Annotated in this window: 28 protein-coding genes; 20 read left to right on the forward strand and 8 right to left on the reverse strand. The window is 45.1% G+C overall.

Annotation, left to right across the window (positions count from 1 at the left end):
- The first annotated feature begins 78 nt into the window (after positions 1–78).
- The 10 genes from IM792_RS00695 (at position 79) to IM792_RS00740 (ending at position 10,414) form a co-directional block, all read left to right on the forward strand.
- Complete coding sequence (locus IM792_RS00695; protein ID WP_194099760.1) at positions 79–1,116, forward strand: hypothetical protein; 1,038 nt, start codon at positions 79–81, stop codon at positions 1,114–1,116.
- Complete coding sequence (locus IM792_RS00700; protein WP_194099761.1) at positions 1,116–1,985, forward strand: HAD-IIA family hydrolase; 870 nt, start codon at positions 1,116–1,118, stop codon at positions 1,983–1,985. Before IM792_RS00695 ends, IM792_RS00700 begins: the two co-directional genes overlap by 1 nt.
- A gap of 94 nt (positions 1,986–2,079) precedes the next feature.
- Positions 2,080–3,111 (forward strand): glycoside hydrolase family 43 protein, encoded by a 1,032-nt coding sequence (locus IM792_RS00705; protein WP_194099762.1) that lies wholly within the window; start codon positions 2,080–2,082, stop codon positions 3,109–3,111.
- 19 nt (positions 3,112–3,130) lie between these two features.
- The gene (locus tag IM792_RS00710) at positions 3,131–4,219 is read left to right on the forward strand and encodes a glycoside hydrolase family 2 TIM barrel-domain containing protein (protein WP_194099763.1); all 1,089 of its coding nucleotides are present in this window, start codon (positions 3,131–3,133) and stop codon (positions 4,217–4,219) included.
- An 18-nt stretch (positions 4,220–4,237) separates the two neighbouring features.
- Positions 4,238–5,419: an aldose epimerase family protein gene (locus tag IM792_RS00715; RefSeq protein ID WP_228084872.1), complete on the forward strand. Its 1,182-nt coding sequence runs from the start codon at positions 4,238–4,240 to the stop codon at positions 5,417–5,419.
- A 103-nt stretch (positions 5,420–5,522) separates the two neighbouring features.
- Positions 5,523–6,512, forward strand: a complete 990-nt coding sequence (moaA, locus tag IM792_RS00720; RefSeq protein ID WP_194099764.1) for a GTP 3',8-cyclase MoaA — start codon at positions 5,523–5,525, stop codon at positions 6,510–6,512.
- A 9-nt stretch (positions 6,513–6,521) separates the two neighbouring features.
- The gene (locus IM792_RS00725) at positions 6,522–7,724 is read left to right on the forward strand and encodes a molybdopterin molybdotransferase MoeA (RefSeq protein WP_194099765.1); all 1,203 of its coding nucleotides are present in this window, start codon (positions 6,522–6,524) and stop codon (positions 7,722–7,724) included.
- 6 nt (positions 7,725–7,730) lie between these two features.
- Positions 7,731–8,204 (forward strand): cyclic pyranopterin monophosphate synthase MoaC, encoded by a 474-nt coding sequence (gene moaC, locus IM792_RS00730; protein ID WP_194099766.1) that lies wholly within the window; start codon positions 7,731–7,733, stop codon positions 8,202–8,204.
- Positions 8,185–9,354 carry an NTP transferase domain-containing protein gene (locus IM792_RS00735; RefSeq protein ID WP_194099767.1) on the forward strand — a complete coding sequence of 390 codons (1,170 nt, stop codon included), beginning with the start codon at positions 8,185–8,187 and terminating at the stop codon, positions 9,352–9,354. Before moaC ends, IM792_RS00735 begins: the two co-directional genes overlap by 20 nt.
- A complete protein-coding gene (locus tag IM792_RS00740; RefSeq protein ID WP_194099768.1) occupies positions 9,347–10,414 on the forward strand; it encodes a HesA/MoeB/ThiF family protein in 1,068 nt (355 codons plus the stop codon). Before IM792_RS00735 ends, IM792_RS00740 begins: the two co-directional genes overlap by 8 nt.
- A gap of 11 nt (positions 10,415–10,425) precedes the next feature.
- Here IM792_RS00740 and IM792_RS00745 read toward each other — a convergent pair whose 3' ends face one another.
- A complete protein-coding gene (locus IM792_RS00745) occupies positions 10,426–10,860 on the reverse strand; it encodes a molybdenum cofactor biosynthesis protein MoaE (protein WP_228084873.1) in 435 nt (144 codons plus the stop codon).
- A complete protein-coding gene (locus tag IM792_RS00750) occupies positions 10,860–11,102 on the reverse strand; it encodes a MoaD/ThiS family protein (protein WP_194099769.1) in 243 nt (80 codons plus the stop codon). Before IM792_RS00750 ends, IM792_RS00745 begins: the two co-directional genes overlap by 1 nt.
- A 137-nt stretch (positions 11,103–11,239) precedes the next feature.
- Here IM792_RS00750 and IM792_RS00755 point away from each other — a divergent pair, with 137 nt between their 5' ends.
- The 3 genes from IM792_RS00755 to IM792_RS00765 all read left to right on the forward strand — a co-directional run bounded on the left by IM792_RS00755 (position 11,240) and on the right by IM792_RS00765 (position 13,954).
- Positions 11,240–11,569 (forward strand): multidrug efflux SMR transporter, encoded by a 330-nt coding sequence (locus IM792_RS00755; protein ID WP_194099770.1) that lies wholly within the window; start codon positions 11,240–11,242, stop codon positions 11,567–11,569.
- 245 nt (positions 11,570–11,814) lie between these two features.
- Positions 11,815–12,420, forward strand: coding sequence for a redoxin family protein (locus tag IM792_RS00760; protein ID WP_194099771.1), 606 nt, complete (start codon positions 11,815–11,817; stop codon positions 12,418–12,420).
- 85 nt (positions 12,421–12,505) lie between these two features.
- Positions 12,506–13,954, forward strand: coding sequence for an NAD(P)/FAD-dependent oxidoreductase (locus IM792_RS00765; RefSeq protein ID WP_194099772.1), 1,449 nt, complete (start codon positions 12,506–12,508; stop codon positions 13,952–13,954).
- On the opposite strand, the gene IM792_RS00770 is transcribed toward IM792_RS00765, so the two are convergent.
- Complete coding sequence (locus IM792_RS00770; protein ID WP_347343783.1) at positions 13,951–15,285, reverse strand: BamA/TamA family outer membrane protein; 1,335 nt, start codon at positions 15,283–15,285, stop codon at positions 13,951–13,953. The two genes, IM792_RS00765 and IM792_RS00770, sit on opposite strands and share 4 nt — an antisense overlap.
- Positions 15,286–15,501: 216 nt before the next feature.
- Here IM792_RS00770 and IM792_RS00775 point away from each other — a divergent pair, with 216 nt between their 5' ends.
- Positions 15,502–15,864, forward strand: a complete 363-nt coding sequence (locus IM792_RS00775) for a hypothetical protein (protein WP_194099773.1) — start codon at positions 15,502–15,504, stop codon at positions 15,862–15,864.
- Positions 15,865–15,962: 98 nt separating this feature from the next.
- On the forward strand, positions 15,963–16,493 hold the full coding sequence (locus tag IM792_RS00780; protein ID WP_194099774.1) for a ferritin: 531 nt from the start codon (positions 15,963–15,965) through the stop codon (positions 16,491–16,493).
- On the opposite strand, the gene IM792_RS00785 is transcribed toward IM792_RS00780, so the two are convergent.
- Positions 16,490–16,765 carry a (2Fe-2S) ferredoxin domain-containing protein gene (locus IM792_RS00785; RefSeq protein ID WP_194099775.1) on the reverse strand — a complete coding sequence of 92 codons (276 nt, stop codon included), beginning with the start codon at positions 16,763–16,765 and terminating at the stop codon, positions 16,490–16,492. The genes IM792_RS00780 and IM792_RS00785 overlap by 4 nt on opposite strands.
- A 233-nt stretch (positions 16,766–16,998) precedes the next feature.
- On the opposite strand from IM792_RS00785, the gene IM792_RS00790 reads away from it, so the two are divergent.
- Positions 16,999–18,213, forward strand: coding sequence for a sterol desaturase family protein (locus IM792_RS00790; protein WP_194099776.1), 1,215 nt, complete (start codon positions 16,999–17,001; stop codon positions 18,211–18,213).
- A 79-nt stretch (positions 18,214–18,292) separates the two neighbouring features.
- Here IM792_RS00790 and IM792_RS00795 read toward each other — a convergent pair whose 3' ends face one another.
- From IM792_RS00795 to IM792_RS00805, 3 genes are all read right to left on the reverse strand, one after another.
- On the reverse strand, positions 18,293–18,976 hold the full coding sequence (locus IM792_RS00795) for a DsbA family oxidoreductase (protein WP_194099777.1): 684 nt from the start codon (positions 18,974–18,976) through the stop codon (positions 18,293–18,295).
- Between the two features lie 53 nt (positions 18,977–19,029).
- Positions 19,030–19,452 carry a secondary thiamine-phosphate synthase enzyme YjbQ gene (locus tag IM792_RS00800; protein WP_194099778.1) on the reverse strand — a complete coding sequence of 141 codons (423 nt, stop codon included), beginning with the start codon at positions 19,450–19,452 and terminating at the stop codon, positions 19,030–19,032.
- Between the two features lie 82 nt (positions 19,453–19,534).
- Positions 19,535–19,912: a response regulator gene (locus IM792_RS00805; RefSeq protein WP_194099779.1), complete on the reverse strand. Its 378-nt coding sequence runs from the start codon at positions 19,910–19,912 to the stop codon at positions 19,535–19,537.
- A gap of 323 nt (positions 19,913–20,235) precedes the next feature.
- Between IM792_RS00805 and IM792_RS00810 the strand changes: the two genes are divergently transcribed.
- The 4 genes from IM792_RS00810 (at position 20,236) to IM792_RS00825 (ending at position 24,464) form a co-directional block, all read left to right on the forward strand.
- Entirely contained in the window at positions 20,236–23,076 is a 2,841-nt protein-coding gene (locus tag IM792_RS00810; protein WP_194099780.1) for an FAD-binding and (Fe-S)-binding domain-containing protein, read from the forward strand.
- A 114-nt stretch (positions 23,077–23,190) separates the two neighbouring features.
- Entirely contained in the window at positions 23,191–23,511 is a 321-nt protein-coding gene (locus IM792_RS00815) for a metalloregulator ArsR/SmtB family transcription factor (RefSeq protein WP_194099781.1), read from the forward strand.
- Positions 23,508–23,999, forward strand: a complete 492-nt coding sequence (locus IM792_RS00820; RefSeq protein WP_194099782.1) for an SRPBCC domain-containing protein — start codon at positions 23,508–23,510, stop codon at positions 23,997–23,999. Before IM792_RS00815 ends, IM792_RS00820 begins: the two co-directional genes overlap by 4 nt.
- A gap of 30 nt (positions 24,000–24,029) precedes the next feature.
- Complete coding sequence (locus IM792_RS00825) at positions 24,030–24,464, forward strand: VOC family protein (protein WP_194099783.1); 435 nt, start codon at positions 24,030–24,032, stop codon at positions 24,462–24,464.
- A gap of 93 nt (positions 24,465–24,557) precedes the next feature.
- Here IM792_RS00825 and accD read toward each other — a convergent pair whose 3' ends face one another.
- Positions 24,558–25,409, reverse strand: coding sequence for an acetyl-CoA carboxylase, carboxyltransferase subunit beta (accD, locus tag IM792_RS00830; RefSeq protein ID WP_194099784.1), 852 nt, complete (start codon positions 25,407–25,409; stop codon positions 24,558–24,560).
- Positions 25,410–25,615: the final 206 nt, after the last annotated feature.

A 25,615-nucleotide genomic window follows, 5' to 3' on the forward strand; every position in this document is an offset into this window, starting at 1 on the left:
ATAATGAAGCAGATATGGGAATAATAGGTGAGCAAAACTCAAAATTATTCCCAATCTTTGCACAATTATAAATTCTAAATGGACTACTCAGTTATTATTAAGGCCGCATGGGAGGGATACGATGCGTCGAAAACGATCAAAACGATCGACGACATCAGTGCGAAGGTTTCAACCAATCACGTATACCGCATTACTTTTGATGATGACGACATCATCATCGCCAAACTATCATATTTTGGTAAGTACGAGCATTTTAAGGAAGATCACCGGCTGATACATTCTTTATCAAATAATCTGCTTTACCCGTTTGAAACACTGCTTTCAAAATCACTATTAAAAAATAACCGTGTTTATACTTACCGCTACAAGCATGGTAAAAACGATGTTTGGGTAGTATTTTATAACCCTACCCGCATCATGACACGCCTGCCCCGCCAGTTAGAGGAGGAGCATATCATGAAACTTGGCCAACAGGTAGGTAAATTCCACAAGGCATGCTCGAGGGTGAAGAATGTACTGCCCAAATCATCAAAAACACTACGAACTGATATCAACATTCTGCTGGAGCAGATAACCAATAACGAGAAGCAGTTTGGCAGCCGCATGCAGGCCGACTATATTAAGTATCACTGCGAGCTTTTCCTGAAAAACAGGTCGAAATATAACCTCAACTCGTTCGAGATCATCCCGGTATTTATTGACTGGAACATCGGCAACTTCTCGGTAACGCCCGATCTGGAGCTGTACTCACGTTGGGATTATGACTGGTTTAGGATGAGTTACCGTATACTCGATTTTTATTTCTTTAGCCGCGTAGTATCAACCATTGGCGATCGTACGGTGTTCAGCTACGTGATCGATACCATGATGGAGGATCGTTTTATCCTCTTTTTAAAGGAATATCATAAGGTTAACCCGCTAAAAGCAGACGAAATTCGCTTTTTAAAGGAGGTTTATCGGTTTTTTATCCTTAATTATGTAATTAAGGATGGCAAGTACTTTTTTCATGAACAGTATGCAAAGAAGTTACAGGCCGAAGCATTTGATATCTACCTGCCATCAGTTGACAGGGATTTTAATGCCGAAAAGATAATTGATGCCTTAAAGCTTACTTAATGCAGCGTATTGACAACTTTAAATCGATAATTGACCGTTACGAAATTGTATTTTTTGATGCCTTTGGTGTTTTAAAGAACTATGAAGGCCTTGTTCCGGGTATTGAGCGTACCTTTGAATATCTCGAAAAACAGGGCAAGGAGTATTACATAGTTACCAATGATGCCTCGCGCAGCCCGGCCGAACTGGCCCAGTCATACCACAAAAAAGGGTTAACGGTTATTGATCCGGAGCGTATCATATCATCAGGTATGCTTACTAAGGAGTATCTCGATCTTAAAGTTAAGGATGGCATAGTAGCTTTTATGGGTACGCCGGAGTCGGCACATTATATCGAAAACAACGGGAGGCATACATTGCCCGTATCTGAAGTTGACGGTACCAATATTGACAAGGTTAACGCCCTCGTTTTTATGGACGACGAAGGCTTTAACTGGTTTGAGGATATCAACAAGGCCGTAAATATTTTACGCAAGCGCCCCATCCCGGCCATCGTAGCCAATACCGATTATGCCTACCCGCTTACCGCTACCGATATTGCCGTGGCCATTGGTGGTATCGCTAACATGATTGAAAGTATTGTGGGCAAGGAGTTTATTCGCTTTGGTAAGCCCGATTCGCAAATGTTCATGTTCGCTTATGATATGATACGCGAGCGCCGCACTATCAACAAAAAGGATATTGTGATGGTGGGCGATACCTTGTTTACCGATATCATCGGCGGCAATAAATTCGGGTTGGATACTGTTCTGGTATTATCAGGAAACACCCTTCCCGGGGATGCCGAATCAAATATTCACTCAACCGGCATAGTACCTACTTATATATGCCAAAGTGCTGTGGTTGAGGATGGAGGCTTCGGTTTTTAAGCTAATAAATCATTCTGCTTAAAAATAAATGTAACTTTTACATTTTTTAATTGGTCGAGAAAATTATATTTGCCTATACCAATTAAATTACTCGATGAAGAAAGCACTTTTATGTTTAGGGCTATGCCTTGCATTTTTTGCGGGTTTTGCTCAACAAACGGGTACGTTCACTAACCCGTTATTACCCGGTGGACCCGATCCGTGGAACACCTACAAGGATGGCTATTATTATTACACCCACACCACGGGCAGCCATTTGGCCATCTGGAAAACTAAGGACATTACCGATCTTAAATCAGCCGAGAAAAAAACTATATGGACACCGCCGCCGGACACCATGTACTCCAAAGAAATTTGGGCGCCTGAGTTGCATTTTATCCGCGGCAAATGGTACATGTATTTCGCGGCCGATGATGGCAATAACGATAACCACCGCATGTATGTGGTAGAGAATGCCTCGGCCGACCCATTGCAGGGTGAGTGGACATTTAAAGGCCAGGTAAAGGATGCCAGTGGTAAATGGGCAATCGATGGTTCTGTATTTGAACACAAAGGCCAGCTGTACATGATATGGGCAGGCTGGGAAGGTGATGTTAACGAGAAGCAAAACATCTACATAGCTAAAATGAGCAACCCCTGGACCATCAGCAGCGAGCGGGTAATGATAGCTACCCCAACCTACGCCTGGGAAAAGGATGGCGATCTGCCCGGAGGTAAACACCTCGATGTGAACGAGGGCCCGCAGATATTGATACACGGCAAGGATATATTCCTGATCTACTCGGCCAGTGCCTGCTGGACGGATAATTACGCCCTGGGTATGCTGCGCGCAAAGTCGGGAGCTGATCTGCTTGATCCAAAATCGTGGACAAAATCGCCCGAGCCGGTATTCAAGCAATCGCCCGAAACGGGAGTTTACGCCCCCGGCCATAACTCATTCTTTAAGTCGCCTGATGGTAAGGAGGATTGGATATTATACCATGCCAACTCAAACCCCGGCGATGGCTGCGGCAACAAACGTTCGCCACGTGCCCAGAAATTCACCTGGAATAAAGATGGTTCGCCCAATTTTGGCGTTCCGCTTAATGCCAGCAAGCCTTTAACCAAACCATCCGGAATTAAATAATAAACCTAATATCCCCATTATGAAGATCAAAAGTATTTTAGCCGCCGCAATGCTATGCGTTGCATCGGTAGTTAACGCGCAGGATGCCGCCAAAAAACCAGCCACCACGCCACCGGTTATTCCCGGCCGCTGGACAATGGAAAAAGCCAATGCTTGGTATGCCCAATACCCGTGGATGAGCGGTGCCAACTACATACCTGCCAATGCCATTAACCAGTTAGAGATGTGGCAGGCCGATACATTCGACCCGGCGACCATCGACAAAGAATTTGGCTGGGCCGAAGGGATAGGCTTTAACCTGATGCGTGTGTTTTTACACAGCCAGGCCTGGAAGGCTGATGCACCCGGCTTTAAAAAACGCATAAACCAGTTTTTAACCATTGCCGATAAGCATCACATTAAAATAATGTTCGTGTTTTTTGATGACTGCTGGAACGCGGGCGCCAAGCCGGGTAAACAGCCTGAGCCAAAGGTTGGTGTACACAATTCGGGATGGATGCAGGACCCCGGTTTTATTGTGAAGAAGCCCGAAGACTTTGCCTATCTTAAAAAATATGTTACAGACATACTAACAACATTTAAGGCCGACAAGCGTATATTGCTTTGGGATTTGTATAACGAACCGGGCAATCGCGATAAAGGCAATCAATCAATGGAGTTATTGGTTGAGGTATTTAAGTGGGCGAGGGCGGTAAACCCATCGCAACCAATAAGTGCCGGTATGTGGAAATGGGAATTGTATGAGTTGAACGCGTTTCAGGCCAATAACTCGGATGTGGTTACTTACCATAACTACAAACCGTTGGAGAACCATGAGTTTATGGTTAAGATATTGAAGTTTAACGCTCGCCCGTTAATTTGTACCGAATATATGGCCCGCACGCATAACAGTACCTTTGAAACCGTAACACCAATGTTAAAGGAGCAAAATGTAGCCGCTATAAACTGGGGCTTTGTAGCAGGCAAAACCAATACCATTTACTCGTGGGAGAAACCGATGCCTGATGGCAGCGAGCCGGAATTATGGTTTCATGATATATTCAGAAAAGACGGTACGCCATACAAACAGGCCGAGCTTGACCTGATCAAGAAGCTTAACGGAAAATAAAACCAATAAACCAAACATATGAAAAAACACTTTCTGCGTTCTATCGCAATGGCATTACCGGTTTGTGCAATATATTTGTCGGCCTGTAACCAGCAAGCAAGCAAAAATTCAACCGACACTATGACCGACAGTACTACCGCTACAGCGGCACCACAAGCCGCCGCGTTTGATACCACCATTGATGGTAAAAAAGTTCAGTTATTTACCCTTAAAAATAAAAGCGGTGCCGAGGTTGGCATCACCAATTATGGTGGCCGTTTGGTTAGCCTGCAAGTGCCTGATAAGGATGGCAAACTAACCGACGTGGTTGTTGGACCCGTCAGTGCCACAGGTTTTGTAAACTCAACCGAACCATATTACGGCGCGCTGATCGGTCGTTACGGTAACCGTATAGCCAAAGGTAAATTTAAGCTGGAAGGTAAGGAGTACAGCCTGTTCACCAACAACGGCGTTAACACGCTGCATGGTGGTAAAAAAGGCTTTCAGTATGTGGTTTGGGATGGTTCACAGCCCGATTCATCAACCCTGGTGCTTACCTACCTGTCAAAAGATGGTGAGGAGAACTTCCCGGGTAACCTGAACGTTAAGGTTACTTACCAGCTTACTGATGATAACAGCCTCGATATTAAATACGAAGCTACTACCGATAAAACTACCGTTTGTAACCTTACCAGCCACGGCTTTTTTAACCTTAACGGTTGTGGCAGCGGCGATGTGCTGAAACATACCTTACAGGTTGATGCTGATACTTACATCCCGGTTGATGGTGGTTTGATTCCGTTTGGCCGTATTGATAAGGTTGCCGGTACACCGTTCGACTTTACCAAGCCTACCGAAATTGGTGCCCGTATTGATACCAATGCTAACGAGCAATTAAAGAATGGTAAAGGTTACGATCATAACTTTGTGCTGAACAAGCATGACATCACCAAATCTGTAGCCTCAATAACCGGCGACAAGAGCGGTATCACTATGGATATTTATACTGAGGAGCCGGGTCTGCAATTTTACAGCGGTAACTTCATGCAATCAAAAAACGAGATGAAGTATGGTAAGAAGGATGATTTCCGCACCTCATTCGCGCTGGAAACTCAGCATTACCCTGATTCACCAAATCAGCCAACGTTCCCAACCACGGTGTTAAAACCGGGCGAAACCTATAAAACACATACCATATATAAGTTTACGGTAAAGAAATAAGCATTCGCTTGTAACAATTGAAGTCCCGCCGCGCAACCGGCGGGACTTTTTTGTAACATAGCGGCTGTTTAATCGTTACTTTTACAAATAAAAACAAACGCTTTTGCTTATAGATAACCATGGTCGGCCAATAAATTACCTGCGCCTCGCGGTGACAGACAGGTGCAACCTGCGCTGTTTTTATTGCATGCCCGAGCATGGCCTCAACTGGCTATCGCGCACCGAATTGCTTAGCTATGAGGAACTGCTGCGCATCAGCAGCTTACTGGTAAGTATGGGCGTTAACAAGATACGCATCACCGGCGGCGAACCATTTGTACGGCGGGATATAATGCCATTACTATCATCATTATCCGCACTAAACGGACTTGACGAATTAACCATTACCACTAACGGCGTACTTACGGCACCTTATGTTAACGAGCTGAAAAGTTTGGGCATACGCTCAGTGAATTTAAGTTTAGATACATTGGATGCTTCTCGTTTCTTCGCAATTACCCGCCGTGACGAATTTGCAGCCGTAATGCACACGCTGGAAGAATTGTTAAAGCACGACATCGACGTAAAAATAAATACGGTGGTAATGCAAGGCCAAAACACGCAGGATATACTGCCGCTGGTTGAGCTTACCCGCGAGCTGCCGGTAAGCGTACGCTTTATTGAGGAAATGCCTTTTAATGGCGATGGGCATCAATTCAGCGGTATAACGTGGGATCATGTACGTATTATGGACGAGATCAGGCAATACCATCCGCACATAACCAAGGCCGTTGATGAACCTTACTCAACATCATACAACTATAACATACCTGGCCATAAAGGTAGCGTGGGTGTTATAGCGGCTTATTCACGTACCTTTTGCGGTACCTGTAACCGTATCAGGGTTACGCCTACGGGTGTGCTTAAAACCTGTTTGTATGATGATGGTGTGCTAAATCTGCGCGATATGTTGCGTGGGGGTAATACTGACCAACAGGTTAAACAAGCGCTATTACAAGCAATTAATAACCGTGCTGCCGATGGACACGAAGCAGAGCGTGCGGCACAGTCAACCGCGTCTATTCACCAATCAATGGCCGCCATTGGCGGATAAAATTTTACTATGATAACAGTTGAACAAGCTGAACAGATAATACTTGATAATAAAAGCGACCTCGGTGCCGAGATCACCATGTTTGATACCTCGGCAGGCCGTGTACTGGCCGAAACCATCCGTGCCGACCGAGATCTGCCCCCCTATAATAGGGTTATGGTGGATGGCATCGCTATAAATTATAGCGCCTTTGAGCAAGGCATCCGCACATACAAAATAAAGGCTGTACAAGCGGCTGGCGAACAACCCATTGAGGTAGATAGTATTGATGAATGTATCGAAATAATGACCGGCGCTGCCTTGCCCGCATCATTAAACACGGTGATCCGTTATGAGGATATTACCATCGCCGATGGCACTGCCACCATCAACCTAACAGCAATTGAACAAGGCCAAAGTATCCACCTGAAAGGTGCTGATAAAAAACAGGGCGATGTGCTTGCCGTTCCCGGTCAGTTAATTACCCCGGCTGTTTTGAGTTTGATAGCGTCGGTAGGTGAGGCCGAGGTGCGGGTTAAAAAGGTGCCGCGCATAGTGGTTATCTCTACCGGCGATGAGGTAATTGAGGTACATAAACGCCCAACGCCTTACCAAATTCGTCGATCAAATAATTATACGGCGCAAGCCATCCTTAAATCATTGGGTTACGAGGCATCGGTGCTGCATTTGCCCGATGATCCGGAAGTGATCAGCAATCAGCTATCGCAATGTTTTCAGTATTATGATGCCATTGTATTAGCAGGTGGAGTATCCGCAGGTAAGTTTGATCATCTGCCAAAGGTGCTGAATGAGTTGGGTGTCGAACAGTTATTCCACAAAGTAGCGCAAAGGCCGGGCAAGCCGCTTTGGTTTGGTAAACATGGCAATGGTGTGCCGGTATTCGCTTTTCCGGGTAACCCGGTGGCGGTATATATGTGCATGCACCGGTATTTTATGCCCTGGTTATATGCTACGTTAGGTCAGCCACAACCTGCGCCGGTTTACGCGATGCTGAATAACGATCTGGAATTTAAACCCGAACTAAAATACTTTTTACAGGTTAAATTATTGGTGAATGAGCAGGCGCAATTAGTAGCCGAACCGATAGCCGGCAACGGCTCCGGCGATTTTGCCAACCTGGCCGATGCCAATGCCTTTATGGAATTACCTGCTGATAGATCATTATTTAATAAGGGCGAAGTATATCGTGTACACCTCATCAACCCGTTATAATAAAATATGGACTTAACGCATATTGACAGCAAGGGCAACCCCGCTATGGTTGATGTGGGTGCCAAGCAGGTAACCGCCCGCAAAGCTGTAGCACAAAGTATTGTATTATTGCCCGATGAAGTTTTAACTTTACTTGATGGCGATGAGCTGCGGTCCAAAAAAGGGCCGGTGTTTCAAACCGCTATTATCGCGGGCATAATGGCCGCCAAAAAAACCGTCGAGCTGATACCGCTTTGCCATCCATTGGGGTTAGATAATTGTTCGGTAACCATCAGCTTTAATGCTGAGCATGAGGTGGTGGTAGAGTGTACCGCGGCCATAACCGCGCGTACCGGGGTAGAAATGGAAGCATTGGTAGGCGCATCAATCGCTGCGCTTACTATTTATGATATGTGCAAGGCCTTGAGCCATAACATCGTGATAAAGGAAACACGGCTTGTTGAAAAAACAGGAGGGAAGCATGACTTTAAACGGGCATAATAAACACACCAAACTGGCGCGTCCGTCGCTGGGTAATTTTGGGCGTAACGAGTGGGCCATATTAGGCGCGCCCTGCACCGTAATAAAACTACTGGCTGATGATGTACTGCGTGCCTTAGCGCCCGATTATAAAGGCGCTTACGCTGATACTACCCATGCCGATGATATGATACTGCCGCCGGGCCGGTTGAATGCCGGTGCCATGCTGGAATATACCGATCAGATACAATATTCGCAGTTGAGCTACGCCACGCCATTATCCCCAGTTCAATTAAAGCAGCATTTTTATCAGGCCGATATTGTGTTGGTGAACGGCAATCATCAGCAGGCCAAAGCACAGGTTTTGGTGTTGGATGAAAACAGGAAGGCATCCCTGCAAAAGCGAGTATCGCAATTAACTAATGTGGAGCTGATATTGGTGAGCGATAATACCAACGAGGTATTTGATTTTATACAGGACGCCTTACCCCATTGGCGCGATATACCCATGCTTAAGGTGGATGATGCGCAAGGCATAGTCACCTTTTTTAAAAGTAAACTAATACAAAACTTGCCCAAACTAAATGCCCTGGTGTTGGCCGGAGGCAAAAGCGAGCGCATGGGGTTTGATAAAACCGCCATTAAGTGGCATGATAAGGAGCAGCGCTATTACGTTGCAGATATGTTGCGCCGCCATTGCCGCGATGTATATATATCGTGCCGTGCCGGGCAGGTGGCTGAGATAGATGGGGCGTATCCAACATTGGTAGATACATTTACCGATCTGGGGCCGTATGGGGCAATTCTGTCAGCATTCCGCAGCGAACCGGATAGTGCCTGGCTGGTAGTAGCCACCGATCTGCCTTTGCTGGATGATATTACCATACAACATTTAATCGCCCTGCGTAATCCGTCGGCTATGACAACGGCTTATGCCGGTGGTGCCGATGGACTGCCCGAGCCTTTGATAGCCATTTGGGAGCCTAAAAGCTACCCGCAACTACTGGCGTTTTTGGGGCAAGGGTATAGCTGCCCGCGTAAGGTGCTTATCAATAGCGATACTTCACTTGTGCCGCCCGCCAACCCGGATGCGCTTAGCAATGTGAATACTCCCGACGAGCTTGACCGTATTAAACGACAACTACACCAAAAAATAGCGACCGATGAATAACGATTGGGTACGATACAATTGCCAGATAGCCTTGCCTGGTTTTGGCGAGGCCGCGCAGCAGCGCTTGCAGCAGGCCAGCGTGCTTATTGTGGGTATGGGCGGCCTGGGCTGCCCGGCAGCGTTGTATCTCACATCGGCGGGGGTGGGCACCATTGGTATTGCCGATTTTGATACCGTTAGCGAAGGTAACCTGCACCGCCAGGTATTATACGGTCCGGATGATACGGGTAGTAACAAAGCCACCACCGCGTGCCGCAAGCTAAAACAGCAAAACCCAAAGGTGGAGTTTGTACCGTATGAGCAAAAGATATCAGCCGTCAACGTTATCGAAATAATAGCGAAGTATGATGTCGTGGTTGATTGTACCGACAATTTTGAAACCCGATACCTGCTTAATGATGCCGCCGTTATAGCCGGCAAGCCCCTGGTGTATGGCGCTATTTACCAGTTTGAGGGGCACGTTGCTGTATGGAATGTGGCGCACAAAAGCGGCAACGGCCATACAACCAACTACCGCGATCTTTATCCAAAAGTGAATGCCGCGCAAATACCCAATTGTACCGAGGGAGGCGTAATACCAACGCTGGCCGGTATAATAGGCTGCCTGCAAGCTAACGAAGTAATAAAATACATCACCGAAACGGGTGATTTGTTGTGCGGTAAACTGCTGGTGTTTGATGCCCAAACACTGCAAAGCCGGGTAATTAAGATAGGCTCGTTCACTAAAACAAATATTACCACGCTGCCTGTAGCTGAGGACGATGTTGCCGATATTGATCAGGATGAACTGAAAGATATTATTGGCAATAATGATATTCAGTTGATAGATGTACGCACCGCCGAAGAACGCCAGGCGCATAATATAGGCGGCAAGCATATCCCGCTAAATCAACTGGAAGCTCAATTGCACGAGATTGATCCCGCCAAAACCAATGTGTTTTACTGCGCCACCGGTAAACGCAGTGCCGAAGCTGTTAAAATAGCCCGCCGTGCCTTGCCCGATAGTAAGGTAACATCCCTTAAAGGCGGCCTGAGCGAATGGCTTGATGAGAATGGTTGATAATTGATGTGTTATGGATGCGCGGCTACCCATACCTCGCCATCTTCAAAAATCTCCTTTTTCCAGATAGGGACGGTTTGCTTTAGTGTGTCGATAATGTATCGGCCGGCCTCAAAGGCGGCGTCCCGGTGCGCGGCAGATACGGCTATGATAACCGGTATCTCTCCAACCTGTAATGTGCCTGTACGGTGATGTATCAATACTTTTTGCAGCGGCCATTTTGTATATACTTCCGCGGCGATCTTCTCCATTTCTTTAATGGCCATGGTGGCATAAGCTTCAAACTCCAACCTTAAAACCGCTTTGCCTTTGGTAGCGTTACGCACGGTACCTATAAAAACATCAATGCCGCCGCTTTCGGGTGTCATAACCCATTGGCTGCATTCGGCAATGTTCAACGTCGCATCAGTAATAAGTATGTTGGTGGTAGGGGTGCTGCTCATCATTACCCGCCGCTAACTGGTGGAATAATGGCTACTTCATCACGCTGGTGAATATAATCTTCGGGCAGGGCGTACTCATTGTTTACAGCGATCAGGTATGATGATAGTTGCTTAAGGCGCGGATACTCCTGCTCCAAAGTATACTTGAGGCTCATTACGGTAGCATCGTTCATCAATTCCAATTGTATTGATGGGGCATTAAAAATATCCTTGGCCACGCCAAATGCTAAAATAGTGATCGTCATTTTTTTAGTGGTGTGTTAGTAGCTTAACAAATATAAACACTATAAATACATAGTTTCTGTAAAAAAATTGAATAAAAGCTGTGTTGCCCGAACCTGCCTTTATATATAGCTACCTTTGCCGCAAACCTTAAATATCTATGAAGTACGTTTATTTAGGCTTAGCCATAGCTTCAGAGTTGATCGGCTCATCGTGCCTTCAGGCTTCTAAACAGTTCACTAAACTTGTGCCATCGGTAATTACTGTTATAGCATTTATATCCTGCTTTTATTTTCTGTCGTTTGCGCTCAAAAGCATCCCGTTAGGGGTGGCCTATAGCATTTGGGCCGGATTAGGCATCGTGTGTACCGCGCTTATTTCGGTATTCATATTCAAGCAATCGTTAGATGCACCCGCCTGCATCGGCATAGGTTTTATAGTGGTAGGGGTTATCATCATGAATTTATTTTCTTCTTCGGTATCACACTGATTTTTTTATCTATCTGATAATGAGATTTCTGAATATTATTTATAACGATTTTTAAATATATTCTACTTTGTATATAGATATTATATACATTTGTATCATTATACCATGAACACATTGAAATTTACACCGGTTAAAAATATTATGAGCACCTGCCAACCAAGTGCCGGTATGTGTTGTTGTTGCCATTGATCAAAATCGGATAACAAACTCAATTGATCTTTATTTTTTGCAACAACTAATTTTAAATGAACTCGTATAAAATCTTTGAAGATGTGCCGGTAAACGGAGCCGGTAATCTTATCAATCAAAAACAAATATCAGATAACGCGCTGTCAGGCAATTATAATGATCTGCGCTTATCGGCCGATAGCGATCGTTGGTTTGAGTATTATAACGGCGCTATTACACATGGTTATATTGATCTTAAAAAGTTCAATAATAAACCGCTTGTGGTGGCTTTTTATTCAGGTAAATGGGGGAGTGCAGGTTTAAACCTGCTGCGTTCGCTCAATACCATACAGGCAGAGGTAAAGGCCAACGGCGGTAACTTGCTGGTGGTAATACCCCGGGGCGAGCAGCATTTAGACCAGATGGCATGGCTCAACAGCCTTACGCTGAGTTTTTATGTTGATGAAGCAAATGCCTTGGCCAACAGGTTGGGCATACATGCCGGGCTATCGTCGGGCTTAAACAAAAATGTATTGGTACCGGCGGTATACGTAGCCGATGCCCGCCGCGAAATAACGTACAAACACGTATACCGTAATCAGGCCGATGGTTTTTCGGTAAGCGAGTTAATATCGGCGGTGTATAGTTCAGCACTGCTGTTCAATAAAAAAGTATTTATATAATTAGTTTCAAGTAGGTTAAAGTGCCAGGGGGGTAAACCAATGTTTATCCCCCTTTATTTTGCATATTTAGCCAGCATTTAAGCGGATGATGACCGAAAAAAAAGATTACGACGCGGTAGTAATAGGCTCGGGCCCGAATGGACTCGCGGCTGCCATATTGCTACAGCAGCAAGGCCTACAGGTATTAGTTGTTGAGGGTAAAGGCACCATCGGCGGCGGCCTGCGCACGGCTGAGCTTACATTGCCGGGCTTTAAGCACGATATCTGCTCGGCCATTCATCCCTTAGCCGCCGGTTCGCCATTTTTTAAGACATTGCCTTTGCATCATCATGGGTTGGAATATATAGCACCCGAAGTAGATGCCGCCCACCCCTTTGATGATGGTACTGCCGCTGTACTAAAACGCTCAGTTGATGAAACTGCATCCCTGCTTGGCGCTGATGCCGATGCTTATCGTAAACTCATCGGTCCACTGGTAAAAAGCTGGCCGGGCATGGCTGCCGATGTATTAGGCCCTTTGCATATACCGGCCAGGCCCTTTGCTATGGCGCATTTTGGGCTATCGGCATTGCAGTCTGCAACTATGCTGGCAAAAAAGTTTAAAACCGCTAAAGCTAAAGGGCTATTCGCGGGGATGGCGGCGCATTCCATACAGCCGCTAAGTAACTTGGCTACATCGGCGATCGGTATGGTGTTATTAGCTAACGGGCATTTGGGTGGATGGGTGATACCCAGGGGCGGTTCGCAAAGTATTGCCAATGCGCTGGCATCGTACTTTACATCATTAGGCGGAAAAATCGAGGTAAATACTTATATATCATCAATGGCGCAACTGCCATCGGCACGTGCAGTGTTTTTTGATGTTACCCCAAAGCAACTGCTTCAGATAGCAGGGCATAAATTTTCGTCTATCTACAAATGGCAGTTAGAGCGTTATCGTTATGGCGATGGTGTTTTCAAGGTTGATTGGGCGTTGGATGGCCCCGTGCCATTCAAGGCCGAAGATTGCCGCAAGGCTGGTACTGTGCATTTAGGCGGAACCATTGAGGAGATCGAGGCCTCAGAAAAAGCATCCGCCGCGGGCAGGCATTCCGAAAACCCTTATGTGTTGCTGGCTCAGCAAAGTATATTTGATGCCAGTCGTGCCCCCGAAGGCAAACAAACCGTATGGGCGTATTGCCATGTACCCAATGGATCAACCAGGGATATGACTGCCATAATCGAGAACCAGGTGGAACGTTTCGCTCCCGGATTTAAGGACAGAATATTAGCCCGCCATACCTTTAACACCGCCCAAATGCAGGAGCACAACCCTAACTATATCGGTGGCGATATCAACGGCGGTATTATTGATATTGGTCAGCTATACACCCGTCCGGCACTGCGCTGGTCGCCGTACCGGACGTCAGCTAAGGGGCTGTATATCTGTTCGTCATCAACCCCTCCGGGTGGTGGTGTGCATGGTATGTGCGGTTACAATGCCGCCAAGCGCGCGCTTAAGGATGTATTCAATATCAGCATCCCCAAACTTTAAAAAGCCTCGTTCAACCCAAGGAATAAGCCCTTGGCACCATATTTACCAAAGGCGTAATCAATACAAAGATTGGTACGGGTTGCCTTGTTAAACAGTACACGTAAGCCAGCGCCGCCACCCGGTTGCCATACCTGGCCTATCTTGGTGCCTACATCGTCATTAGCGGTTTGAATGTTAAAGAATGTTACCCCGCTGATAAATTTATTGTGGGTGATAGGGAAGCGATATTCCATCTCCGAGTAAACATATTGCGTGCCCTTAAAGTAAGTAACCGTATAGCCACGACCGCTTCTAAAGCTTGGGTCGCGACCGGTACCCGGCAGCTCCAGGTAGGGCAGGGCACCGCCCATCACAAATGATGTCCAGTTCCAGAAAGCGATAACATGCTCGGGGTTACGTTTTGACAGGCTCCAGTATTTCCTGAAATCGGTAGTTAACTGTGTGGCGCTTTTGGTGCTGCCCATCCAGGTTTGGTTAACACGAATACCGGCATCGGCATAAATACCATTGTAAGCACGGTTCTGATTATCGCGCGTGGTGTACTGCGCGTTAAACAGTAATCCGTTCGAGCTGTAATTGCCATTGTTAAAGCCATTGCGCTCATTGTAAATATAGTACGGCGTGCGGGTTTCATTAGCCGGGTTATTCCTATCCTCAATACTACGCCTGATATCAAACGATAAGCCCGCGCCTAAAAACAGGTTCTCTGTCACCTGTTTATAAACCTTTTCGCGCAGGTTATAATACATCGAGTGCAGCACATAGCCTTTACGGTCGGGGTTGGTCAGTATCATATCATCATTATTACCCGTAGCGCCACGGCCTATACCCATACCAAAATCAGGCGTGAGGGTTTTGGCGGCAACCAGGCTACCTTGTAGGTTCCAGTGGTTGCCGGGGGTAAATACGTTATGGCTCAGGTAAAAGTAAATAATGCCCTTGGTAGTAATAGATGCCGACGTTGCCGCTACCGACATCAACGTACCCGGTTCGCTGCCCAATACCTTACCGGCAACAGCCTTTACACCTATCTGAAAACCGATACTCGGGTTCGAGGCTACGTTGGGCATCAGCGTAATGCCCGATTTCTTTTTTAACGAATCAGGTTTTTTGCTCGGGTGGATCAATGTCTGTATCAGATCGCCGATATCATACTGCCCGGCGTAGCTTTTAGCCTGTGTTTTTGCTATACTATCTGCTCTTAGCGAGTCGGTTTTAAGCGAATCAGTAGTAGCCTGAACCTGCGCCAAAGCGCCGGCAGGGGCTATAAAACATAGTAATACTATTAATACTATGTATTGTAATTTATTGTGGATGAATTGTTTTTGCACAGTAGGTGATGTTTATTGATCGTTCACATAAAATCCTAATGTAAACTCAATACCATCAAAAAGGTTTTAGGGTGTACTTATTGGTATACACTTTAAAGGGGTATTGCGCTAAAATGTTAATAACTATTATAGATAGGCGATAAGAAATTTCTATATATGTATTTGGATTTAATCTAAATAGTTTTACTTTTGTGGTATACACTTCTACACAAGGGGATGCAGGTTAAAGAGGTAATTGATAATCCAATTTTTACAGAGGTTTTCACCACACAGCATGGCGCCATCTATCAATCAGACAGCGAAGGTTGCTGGTATATTGATTTTGCCGGTAAGCTGGCCCGCTTTGATTACCGTTGCCTGCTTAAGCTAAAAAAAGCTATCAACAATATTGATATTGAGCAAAAGCTGATGGATGCCCAATCGCCTGATATGGAGATCATCTTCATCTGCGCCTGCGATGATACCTATGTGTTAACCCTCACCCAGATCATACACTTCAAAGAGCTTTTACAGGGCACTTTCGTGATGTTGGAACTCAACCACATCATCTACAATCGCCTGTATCGCATGGCTTGTTAAGTGTACTTAGATTGCTTCCATATTGCTAATTTTTAGCCGCTTGGGCTTTTATAGCATTATCTTTGCATTGTTGTAATTGATTAAAACAAGTAAAGATCATGAAAGATATCATCCGTATAAAATCACTTTTATCTACCGAGATAGAAGAAGTTTTAAATCAACAAATTAAGAAAGAAGCGCAATCAGCGTCAGTATATTTAGCCATGGCTTCATGGTGCGACCGCAATGGTTTTGATAACTCAGCCGACTACTTTTTCAAACAGTCTGAAGAAGAAAGAACACACCAGCTAAAATTCTTCAAGTACGTGCTTGATATGGGCGGTACGGCTATCTCTCCGGAGGTTACCAATGTTAAAATTGAATACAACTCATTCCGCGAGATATTTGAGGATGCTCTTGATCAGGAGATCAGCGTAACCGAATCAATCAAAGCCATTGCAACCCGTTGCTACAAAGAGCAGGATTATGTAACCCTGGAATTCCTTAACTGGTTCTTTAAAGAGCAACGCGAAGAGGAATACAAAGCCCGCCGCGCGCTGGAGCTGTTTGAAACCATTGGTGAAGAAGGTACCGGCCGTTGGGAAATTGACCGCCACATCCCTAAAATTCATTACGGCAGCGAGGCTTAATCCTGCTGCTGCTGCATGAGGCCCGCCAACAGGCGTAAAACCTCCCGTTCAGAATATTCTTTCAGCCATATATTTTCAGGCTGTATGTTACAGACCGGTGCAAACTTGCACCGGTCTGTGCATTCAATACGTACCACTTCAATTTCTATCTTACTTTTGGTGTGCTTCACAAAGCTCGAAGCCATTTTGTAAGCATCCTTTCCTCCGCGCTTTCCGCACTTGCTGCCGGTGCACATGTACAGCACTTTATCAGGCACCTCAAATTTTCCCATGTAACAAATTTATGTAATCATAACCAAACGGTTATTATATTTGTTGTATCTATATGCCTTTAAATTAGGAGTAACCATTATAAGCCTTACATCTGCATTATATATACAAATGGCCGTTTCATCTGCGCATTTGGCCAATTCGGGCATAAATTTTGTGTTTGTTCGGCAATTAAGATTATCTTTGAGTGTTTTTTGGTTTTAATAAGCATTAAAACAAACAATAAAAACGAGTCATGAAATATAACATCCTCGCTTTTGCTATACCGCTCTTTGTGGTTTTCATGCTACTGGAGTACTTCGTCGCAAAACAAAAAAAATTAAAGCTGTTTGATCTTCACCGTTCAATAGCCAATGTGAGCATTGGTATATTAGAGCGCCTAACCGACGTACTTGCCGCGGCAGTATTTTACGGGGTGTATGATTATCTGCAAAAAACTTACGGCCTGTTCCACATAAAGCCAACCATAGCCATGTGGATATTGCTGTTTTTAGGTACCGATTTTATTTGGTACTGGTACCACAGGCTTGCACACGAAATGAACGTGCTTTGGGCCGTACACGTGGTACACCACCAAAGCGAGGATTTTAATTATACCGTATCCGCGCGTATTACCTTATTGCAGGCTATAGTACGTACCGCCTTTTGGAGCGTGTTACCTATATTGGGTTTCCCTGCCGAAATGATAGTAGTAATGCTGCTGATACACGGTTTATACCCATTTTTTGTACATACACAGGTAATAGGTAAGCTGGGCTTTTTAGAGTACTTTTTAGTTACCCCATCACATCACCGTGTGCACCACGCCTGTAACGATGAATACCTGGATAAGAACTACGGCGACGTGTTAATTATTTGGGATAAACTGTTCGGTACCTTTAAAAAGGAGGATGAGAAACCGGTTTACGGTTTAACGCACCAATTAAAAACTTACAGCATTATGTGGCAGCATTTCCATTTCTTTATTGAGTTATGGATTATGGTTAAGCAGGAAAAAACACTGAAAGGCAAAATCCGTATGATATTCGGAAGCCCTAACCTGATAGACCCCGCCGCGCGCGAAAAGGCTGAACGTATATTCGGCATTAAACTGCACGAGGAGCCTATGCAGCAAAGGCTGAACAATTACGTAGTTTGGCAGGTGATATTTATGCTGGTAACGCTTTTCTTCTTCATCCTGTTCGAGTTTGAGTTGGGTGCGATGGAAAAATTCCTGTTCACGGCATTTACCGTATTAACGCTGATAAATTGCGGCGCCATAATGGAGCAAAAGAAATGGGTGTTTGCCGTTGAGTTTTTGCGTATGCTGGTTGTTGGTAGCGCACTGTACATTTACAATGCCGATTACCATATTGTAACCTTCTTTATATGCGCGGTACTGGCCCTGATGGCCCTGTTTTACCGCACGGTTGAGGAACGCTACCTATCAGTAGTGTACCAGGAGCAATAGCATAAGATATTTTGATACAAAAAGAGAAGGGCCGGTAATATTACCGGCCCTTTCTCATTCATATATTAAAGTGTCAGCTTTAGCAATTACCATCGGGGCCGCAAAAATCACCGTCGGCATTTAATACCTGTGGCTTTTCTTCGCTCTTAACCTTATCAAGCACCTGTTTAAACAACTCGGTAGGTTGCGCGCCCGATACCGCGTATTTATTGTTGAATACAAAGAAAGGCACACCCTGTACACCAATCTGGCGAGCGTGATTTATGTCTTCTTCAACTTCTTGTTTGTAATTATCAGCAGTTAAGGCCTGGCGTATATCATCAGCGTTAAGGCCGTTGCTTTCGCCTATTTTTACTAATGTGTCGGTGTCGCTTATGTTTTGGCCCTGGGTAAAGTAGGCGGCAAGCAAGGCTTCCTTAACCTCATTTTGTACACCATGTTTAGCTGCAAGATGCAGTAAGCGGTGGGCATCAAGCGTGTTGGCTATTTTGGCTGTATCAAAATCATAATCTAAACCCAGTTCGGCAGCTTGCGCGGTTACATAGGCGTTCATTTCCTTAGCCTTTTCGAGCGGGAAGCCTTTGCGTTTTGATAGGTACTGATCAACGGTTTGGCCTTCCTCGTATTTAGCTTCGGGGTCTAACTGGTAGCTGTGCCAAACAATCTCTACATTATCATCAAAACCGGTAAGGGCGTTTTCAAAGCGGCGCTTACCTATATAGCAAAACGGATAAACAATGTCCGACCAGATATCTACTCTCATAAAACAAATTTAAGGGATAACCGGGCAAACAATAGTTAGCGTATTGTCAGGTTTTACACGCCCCAGGCGGTTATTACCACTGTGCGGTTGCCGCCGTGGTTGCGGTGTTCACACAAATAAATGCCTTGCCAGGTGCCCAGCGCGGGCCGGCCATTGGTTATGGGTATAGTTACCGAACTGCCCAGCATGGCGGCTTTCAGGTGGGCTGGCATATCATCTGATCCTTCGTAATCATGCTCATAATCCGGATCGTTCTCGGGAACGGCTTTGTTAAAATACATCTCAAAATCCATCCGCACGGTAGGGTCGGCATTTTCATTTATGGTAAGCGATGCCGATGTATGCTGAATAAAAACCTGCAACATGCCGGTCTTTATATCGCTAAGCTGTGGCAGGGCTTGTAAAACATCGTTAGTTATGAGGTGAAAACCCCGCCTGCGGGCGGCAAGGCGTATATGTTGCTGGTATATTTTCATTGTTCGTAGTGTATCTGCGGACTAATATACTCAACTTAAAAAAGAGCGAAGGGTTTGGTGTTAAGAACAGGAATATGATGCCTTAACTGGCAATACGATCGTTATTAAACCACTTGGTGACTACCGTTTCCAGATCGGCAATATCAAATGGCTTGGTTAAAATATCATCGGCCTGGCAATCTTTGGCAATTTCTTCAAGGCCAACCACTGCCGAAACAATGATCACCGGAATATCAGCGGTAGCTTTGTTTGCTTTAATGTTTGAGCAGATAGAAGCGCCGGTAATATCACCGCTTAATGAATAATCGAGCAATATTAAACCCGGATTAAGGTTTTTAACCGCCTCGATGTAACGATAAGCAGGGGTTTGTACTACGTTATAACCGGCTTCGGTTAAAATATAATCAACAATATCAGCTATTGCCGCATCATTCTCAATTAGTAAAACACTATTTTTCATACCTGAACGAATCGGTTAAAATACAGGCAACTGAAATAGACGATTGTCTGAATTAAATTAGGAATTTAATTATTTACCTATAAAGGTAGATTTAAATTTAATATATACAATACTATATGCAATAAATATAGATAATATTTTATGCTTGATTACATATATTATTACCTGTATTTAGTATAAATAAATGATATTTTGTAACACGGGTGATACAAATTGCTGTTGGATGTAAATTAATTAGAAATTAATTAAAGTTTTTTGGAATTATTCCAAAAAACGCCGGGGTATGGCTTTTGCAAAAAATATATCTCACCTTAGTAAGGTAAATGCAAGTGATAGTAGATATACAAAATAAGCTTGAGGCCATATTGCCGGCTAACCGTGTAAAAACAAGGTTGATCGATCTGGTTTCATACGCCTCGGATGCCGGGTTTTACACCCTTACGCCACAGGCCGTAGTGCAACCGGTTAATGACGGCGAGGTTATTGAATTGTTCAAATTCTCGCACGCTAACAACATTCCGTTGGTGTTTCGTACGGGCGGTACCAGCTTGTCGGGGCAATCCATAACGGATGGTATTTTGGTCGATCTGAGTCAGCATTGGGATAAGATCAGTATTGAAAATAATGGCAGCGAGGTGCGTGTGCAGCCCGGCATAACCGGCGGTATGGTGAACAGTTATCTGCGCAAACATAAAAAGAAAATAGGCCCCGACCCGGCGAGCATCAACTCGGCCATGATGGGCGGCATCCTCTCCAATAACTCAAGCGGAATGTGTTGCGGGGTAAAGCAAAACTCGTATCATACCGTAAAGCATATCCGTTTTGTATTGCCTGATGGTAAGGTTTTCAGCACTGAGCAGGAGGCTGACTACAGTCGCTTTGAACAGGAATGTAACCCGCTCTATCATCTGCTTAAAAATACCCGCGAAAAGTTATTGGCAGATACTGACCTGTATAATAAGATACGCGGCAAGTACCAGATAAAAAACACTGTTGGCTACGCCGTTAACGCGCTGATAGACCATGAACACCCCTTAGATATTTTAGCCCATTTGCTGATTGGTGCCGAGGGCACACTGGCCTTTATTGCCGAAACGGTGATGAATACCGTGCCTGAGTATCCCTATAAATCGGCAGCGTTGCTGTACTTTCCGGATATATATACCGCGTGCCAGGCCATTGTGCCGCTTAATGATGCTGGTGCCCGCGCTATTGAACTGATGGACAGGGCATCGTTATATGCCATTGAGCACATGCCTAATTTGCCTGCGGTAATAAAAGGTTTGCCCGAGCAGGCTTCGTGCCTGCTGGTGGAGTTTCAGGAGGATACCTATGCTGAGATCGAACTAAAGGTTAACGACTTTTTGCAACAGGTAGAAACATTAGCTTTATTGCATGCCCCGGTATTTACCTCGAACCTACAGGAGTTGGAATATTACTGGAAGATACGCAAAGGGCTGTTCCCGTCGGTAGGAGCGGTGCGGGCCAGTGGATCGACGGTTATATTGGAGGATGTAGCTTTTCCGGTACCTGTGCTGGGCGATGCGATACTTGATCTGCAAGCGCTGTTTAAAAAGTATGAATATAATAATGCCATCATCTTCGGGCACGCTCGGGATGGTAATATCCACTTCCTGATAACGCCGGAGTTCAATTCGCCTGATGAGGTTACCCGCTACGATAGCTTTATGCAGGAGGTGGTAACTATGGTGGTTGATAAATATGATGGCGCGCTAAAGGCCGAGCACGGCACAGGCCGCAACATGGCACCCTTTGTGCAAACCGAGTGGGGCGATGACATATACGCCATCATGAAGCAGATAAAAGAGGCCGTTGACCCGGCTAATCTGCTTAACCCCGGTGTAATTATCAATGCCGACCGTAACGTACACATCAAAAATATAAAGCCTTTGCCAACGGTGGAGCACGAGGTTGATAAATGTATTGAATGCGGTTATTGCGAGCACAAATGCCCCAGCCGTAACCTTACTACCACGCCACGCCGCAGGATAGTTATCCGCAGGGAATTGAAAAAGATGGAGCTCAGTGGTGATGCCGCCAACCATAAAATACTGCTCGACCAGTACCAGTACGATGGTATGGACACCTGCGCGGTCGACGGACTTTGCGCTACAGCCTGCCCGGTTGATATTAATACCGGCGAGTTGATCAAACGCCTGCGCCGTGAAAATCATTCGCCTTTGGCCAATAAGGTAGCGCTTACCGTGGCCCGCAACTTTGGTATAGTTATGGGCGCGGCACGCTTCGCCCTCTCGTCAGGCAGTGTGGTAAACAGGGTATTTGGCGCTAAAGCCATGACCAAACTTACTACGGCCTTTAAACGTGTAATACCCGCCATGCCTTTATGGACGGAGCAATTAGCCTCGCCACCCAATTTAAGCCTGATAAAACAAAGCCGGAACAAGGCGCCGCAAGATGCCGAGGTGATCTATTACCCAAGCTGTATATCGCGCATGCTGGGCAGCGGGGTATCAGGTAAAAAAAGCGTGATGGATACGTTCATCAGCGTATCTGAAAAAGCTGGTATCAAGGTTTCAATACCTAAAAATGTGTTTGGTAGTTGTTGTAGCCAGATATTCTCCTCAAAAGGTTATGCCGATGCCAATAAATACATAGCCAATGTTTTTATTGAGCGGATATGGCAGGCAAGCAATGAGGGCAAAATAAAAATGGTGATAGATGTAAGCTCATGCGCCTACGCTATCAAAAATATGCGCCACCATTTAAGCGAAGATAATAAGGTGAAATTCGACCGCATGACCATTTTGGATTGTGTGGATTACCTGCACGATGTGGTGATGCCTAAGCAGCAAAACATCAGCAAAAAGGGTACGGTGGTGCTGCACCCGGTATGCTCGCTGCAAAAAATGAATACACAGGGCAAGTTTACAGCGCTGGCGCAACACTATGCCGCCCATGTTGATGTACCCGTACATGCGGGCTGCTGTGGTATGGCAGGCGACCGTGGTTTTTTGGTACCCGAACTAACCAGCTCAGCCACTTTGCCCGAAGCATTGGAGGTTAAACAGAAACAATACGAGGGCTACTATTCATCCACTAAAACCTGTGAAATGGCCATGTCGCACGCTGTAGGGGAGGATTATGAATCGATACTTTACCTGTTGGATGAAGCTATGCAGTAGCAGATAATAAATCCATTGTATTCATTTTCAATAAAATAATTGCAAATAAATTTGCGCAACTCAAAAGTTGCGAATATATTTGCAACCTGAAGGTTGCTTATTTGTATTAGTAAAATGAAACAGGATATATTCCAGGCCATAGCCGATCCTACACGCCGGGCCATATTAACCTTACTTGCAGTACAGGCCATGACGCCGAACCTAATGGCCGAAAAATTTGATATGACCCGACAGGCGGTATCAAAACATATTAAGGTATTGCACGAATGTGAGCTGATCAAGCCCGAACACTCGGGCAGGGAGATATACTATCATTTTAACGCGCAAAAAATGCAGGAGTTTGACCACTGGTTAGCTCAATTCAGGCAAAACTGGCAAACTCAGTTCAACCAACTCGACAAACTATTATCAACCATTAAAGAACCCAAAAAATGAACAACGATCTGTTATTTGATTTTAATGTTGACAAGGCCGCCAAAACGGTATGCATCACCAGAGAATTTAATGCCGGGCTTGATTTGGTGTGGGATGCCTTTACCAAGCCTGAACTGCTTGACCAATGGGGAGCGCCCGCGCCCATGCGTGCCCAAACCAAGTATATGGATTTTAAGGAAGGAGGGCGCAGGTTTTACGCGATGATAAGCCCCGATGGGCAGGAGCGCTGGTCGGTACAGGAATTCACTTCTATTATTCCGAAAACCAATTTTAAGATGTACAATACCTTTGCCGATAAGGATGAGAACAGAGAGCTGCCCGGTTCGGACTGGGACTATAATTTTAGCGAGGAGAATGGCATCACCCGGGTTGATATTGTTATCTATAACGAATCGTTTGAGCGTTTGGAGAAACTATTGGAAGGCTTCAAGATCGGTTTCACCATGACCTTGAAAAACCTGGAAGAATTATTAGCCACTTTATCATAACAAGTATTAATCAATTTTAAAATAAACACCATGAGAGCAATTAATCCCTGGATCAACTTTAACGGCAATGCCGAAGAAGCGTTCAACTTTTACCGATCAGTTTTTGGCGGCGAGTTTACTAAAGTCACCCGTTTTAAGGATTTAGCCAGTGCCGAGTTTCAGGTACCCGATGATGAGGCTGATAAAATAATGTACATCGGCTTGCCGCTTGGTAAAAACAATGTGCTGATAGCTAATGACGTACCGGCGTTTATGGGGACGGTGAACGAAAACGAGAACCGCTCGAAAATATATGTGAGCGCTGAAAGCCGTGAGGAAGCGGATAAAATATTTAACGGATTATCAGCAGGCGGAGAAGTGGAAGGCTCTATCGGCGACAGCCCCTGGGGTACCTATGCCGCCATGTTCAGGGATAAATATGGTATTGAATGGATTGTAGAGTTTGATCCGGCTTATAACGGCTAAGGTTAAACCTGCAAAAGCTGATATAACACCAAACAAAAGAGGCTGCCCATTAATTGAGCAGCCTCTTTTGTATAGAATATTATTTGTTGGCAATTAAGCTGCCGGGGCAAGCATTTTAATGAATGATGCCAGTTTTTCTTTCATTTCGCGGCGGTCAACAATAAAGTCGAGGAAGCCGTGTTCCTGAACAAACTCCGCCGTTTGGAAGCCTTTAGGCAGATCCTTTTTGATAGTTTCCTTAATAACTCTTGGGCCTGCAAAACCTATCAGCGAGCCCGGCTCGGCAATGTTGATATCGCCCAGCATAGCGTATGATGCAGTAACACCACCTGTGGTAGGATCGGTCAACAAAGAGATGAACGGCAATTTAGCCTGGCTCAGCAACGCCAGCTTGGCCGATGTTTTAGCCATTTGCATTAGCGAGAAAGCGGCCTCCATCATGCGCGCGCCGCCTGATTTTGATATCAGCAGGAAAGGCATTTTATGCTGGATGCAATAATCGATAGAACGGGCTATCTTTTCACCCACTACCGAACCCATTGAGCCACCTATAAAGTTAAAATCCATACAAGCGATCACAATGTCCTGCCCGTCAATTTTACCATAGCCTGAGCGCAAGGCATCAGTAAGGCCTGTTTTTTTAGTGGTTTCCTTTAAGCGATCGGTATATTTCTTGGTATCCTCAAAGTGCAGAGGGTCGCCCGAACGCAGGTTGCCAAATAGTTCAGTAAATTCGTTGTTATCAAATAAAATTGAAAAATATTCTTTTGAGCCGATACGCAGATGATAGCCGCAATAGTGGCAAACATACTGGTTCTCAACTTGCTCCGAATAATGAAGGGGTTTTTTACACTCAGGGCATTTATTCCAGATACCATCCGGTGCTTCTTTCTTTTCCTGAGTAGTCGTAATTATCCCCTTGATTTCTCGTTTAAACCACGCCATATCGTTTTCTGTGTCTGTCAATGTGATGCAAAGAAACAAAAAAAATAGCTTACTTAATTGTTTCTAATAAATTGAGTTTTCAAGGGCTGATATTATATAGGTGTAGTAATTACACTATGTTTATAAAAAACAGCATATAATTAAGCTAATTACATCATATAACAAGTTTAATTTTATATCTTCGGAGCCCAAACCAAACGTTAAAT

Origin of the sequence: Mucilaginibacter sp. JRF, assembly GCF_015223065.1 — a bacterium.
GTDB lineage: Bacteria > Bacteroidota > Bacteroidia > Sphingobacteriales > Sphingobacteriaceae > Mucilaginibacter.

Bases quoted from the DNA above. Each gene is read 5' to 3' on its own strand.
- IM792_RS00695 (WP_194099760.1), top strand. From the start codon at position 79: ATGGACTACTCAGTTATTATTAAGGCCGCATGGGAGGGATACGATGCG.
- IM792_RS00780 (WP_194099774.1), top strand. From the start codon at position 15,963: ATGAAAGATATCATCCGTATAAAATCACTTTTATCTACCGAGATAGAA.
- IM792_RS00725 (WP_194099765.1), top strand. From the start codon at position 6,522: ATGATAACAGTTGAACAAGCTGAACAGATAATACTTGATAATAAAAGC.
- IM792_RS00700 (WP_194099761.1), top strand. From the start codon at position 1,116: ATGCAGCGTATTGACAACTTTAAATCGATAATTGACCGTTACGAAATT.
- IM792_RS00820 (WP_194099782.1), top strand. From the start codon at position 23,508: ATGAACAACGATCTGTTATTTGATTTTAATGTTGACAAGGCCGCCAAA.
- IM792_RS00715 (WP_228084872.1), top strand. From the start codon at position 4,238: ATGAAAAAACACTTTCTGCGTTCTATCGCAATGGCATTACCGGTTTGT.
- IM792_RS00825 (WP_194099783.1), top strand. From the start codon at position 24,030: ATGAGAGCAATTAATCCCTGGATCAACTTTAACGGCAATGCCGAAGAA.
- IM792_RS00705 (WP_194099762.1), top strand. From the start codon at position 2,080: ATGAAGAAAGCACTTTTATGTTTAGGGCTATGCCTTGCATTTTTTGCG.
- IM792_RS00815 (WP_194099781.1), top strand. From the start codon at position 23,191: ATGAAACAGGATATATTCCAGGCCATAGCCGATCCTACACGCCGGGCC.
- IM792_RS00775 (WP_194099773.1), top strand. From the start codon at position 15,502: ATGCAGGTTAAAGAGGTAATTGATAATCCAATTTTTACAGAGGTTTTC.
- IM792_RS00740 (WP_194099768.1), top strand. From the start codon at position 9,347: ATGAATAACGATTGGGTACGATACAATTGCCAGATAGCCTTGCCTGGT.
- IM792_RS00790 (WP_194099776.1), top strand. From the start codon at position 16,999: ATGAAATATAACATCCTCGCTTTTGCTATACCGCTCTTTGTGGTTTTC.
- IM792_RS00760 (WP_194099771.1), top strand. From the start codon at position 11,815: ATGAACTCGTATAAAATCTTTGAAGATGTGCCGGTAAACGGAGCCGGT.
- accD (WP_194099784.1), bottom strand. From the start codon at position 25,409: ATGGCGTGGTTTAAACGAGAAATCAAGGGGATAATTACGACTACTCAG.
- IM792_RS00735 (WP_194099767.1), top strand. From the start codon at position 8,185: ATGACTTTAAACGGGCATAATAAACACACCAAACTGGCGCGTCCGTCG.
- IM792_RS00745 (WP_228084873.1), bottom strand. From the start codon at position 10,860: ATGATGAGCAGCACCCCTACCACCAACATACTTATTACTGATGCGACG.
- IM792_RS00755 (WP_194099770.1), top strand. From the start codon at position 11,240: ATGAAGTACGTTTATTTAGGCTTAGCCATAGCTTCAGAGTTGATCGGC.
- IM792_RS00795 (WP_194099777.1), bottom strand. From the start codon at position 18,976: ATGAGAGTAGATATCTGGTCGGACATTGTTTATCCGTTTTGCTATATA.
- IM792_RS00785 (WP_194099775.1), bottom strand. From the start codon at position 16,765: ATGGGAAAATTTGAGGTGCCTGATAAAGTGCTGTACATGTGCACCGGC.
- moaC (WP_194099766.1), top strand. From the start codon at position 7,731: ATGGACTTAACGCATATTGACAGCAAGGGCAACCCCGCTATGGTTGAT.
- IM792_RS00765 (WP_194099772.1), top strand. From the start codon at position 12,506: ATGATGACCGAAAAAAAAGATTACGACGCGGTAGTAATAGGCTCGGGC.
- IM792_RS00810 (WP_194099780.1), top strand. From the start codon at position 20,236: ATGCAAGTGATAGTAGATATACAAAATAAGCTTGAGGCCATATTGCCG.
- IM792_RS00800 (WP_194099778.1), bottom strand. From the start codon at position 19,452: ATGAAAATATACCAGCAACATATACGCCTTGCCGCCCGCAGGCGGGGT.
- IM792_RS00805 (WP_194099779.1), bottom strand. From the start codon at position 19,912: ATGAAAAATAGTGTTTTACTAATTGAGAATGATGCGGCAATAGCTGAT.
- IM792_RS00750 (WP_194099769.1), bottom strand. From the start codon at position 11,102: ATGACGATCACTATTTTAGCATTTGGCGTGGCCAAGGATATTTTTAAT.
- IM792_RS00710 (WP_194099763.1), top strand. From the start codon at position 3,131: ATGAAGATCAAAAGTATTTTAGCCGCCGCAATGCTATGCGTTGCATCG.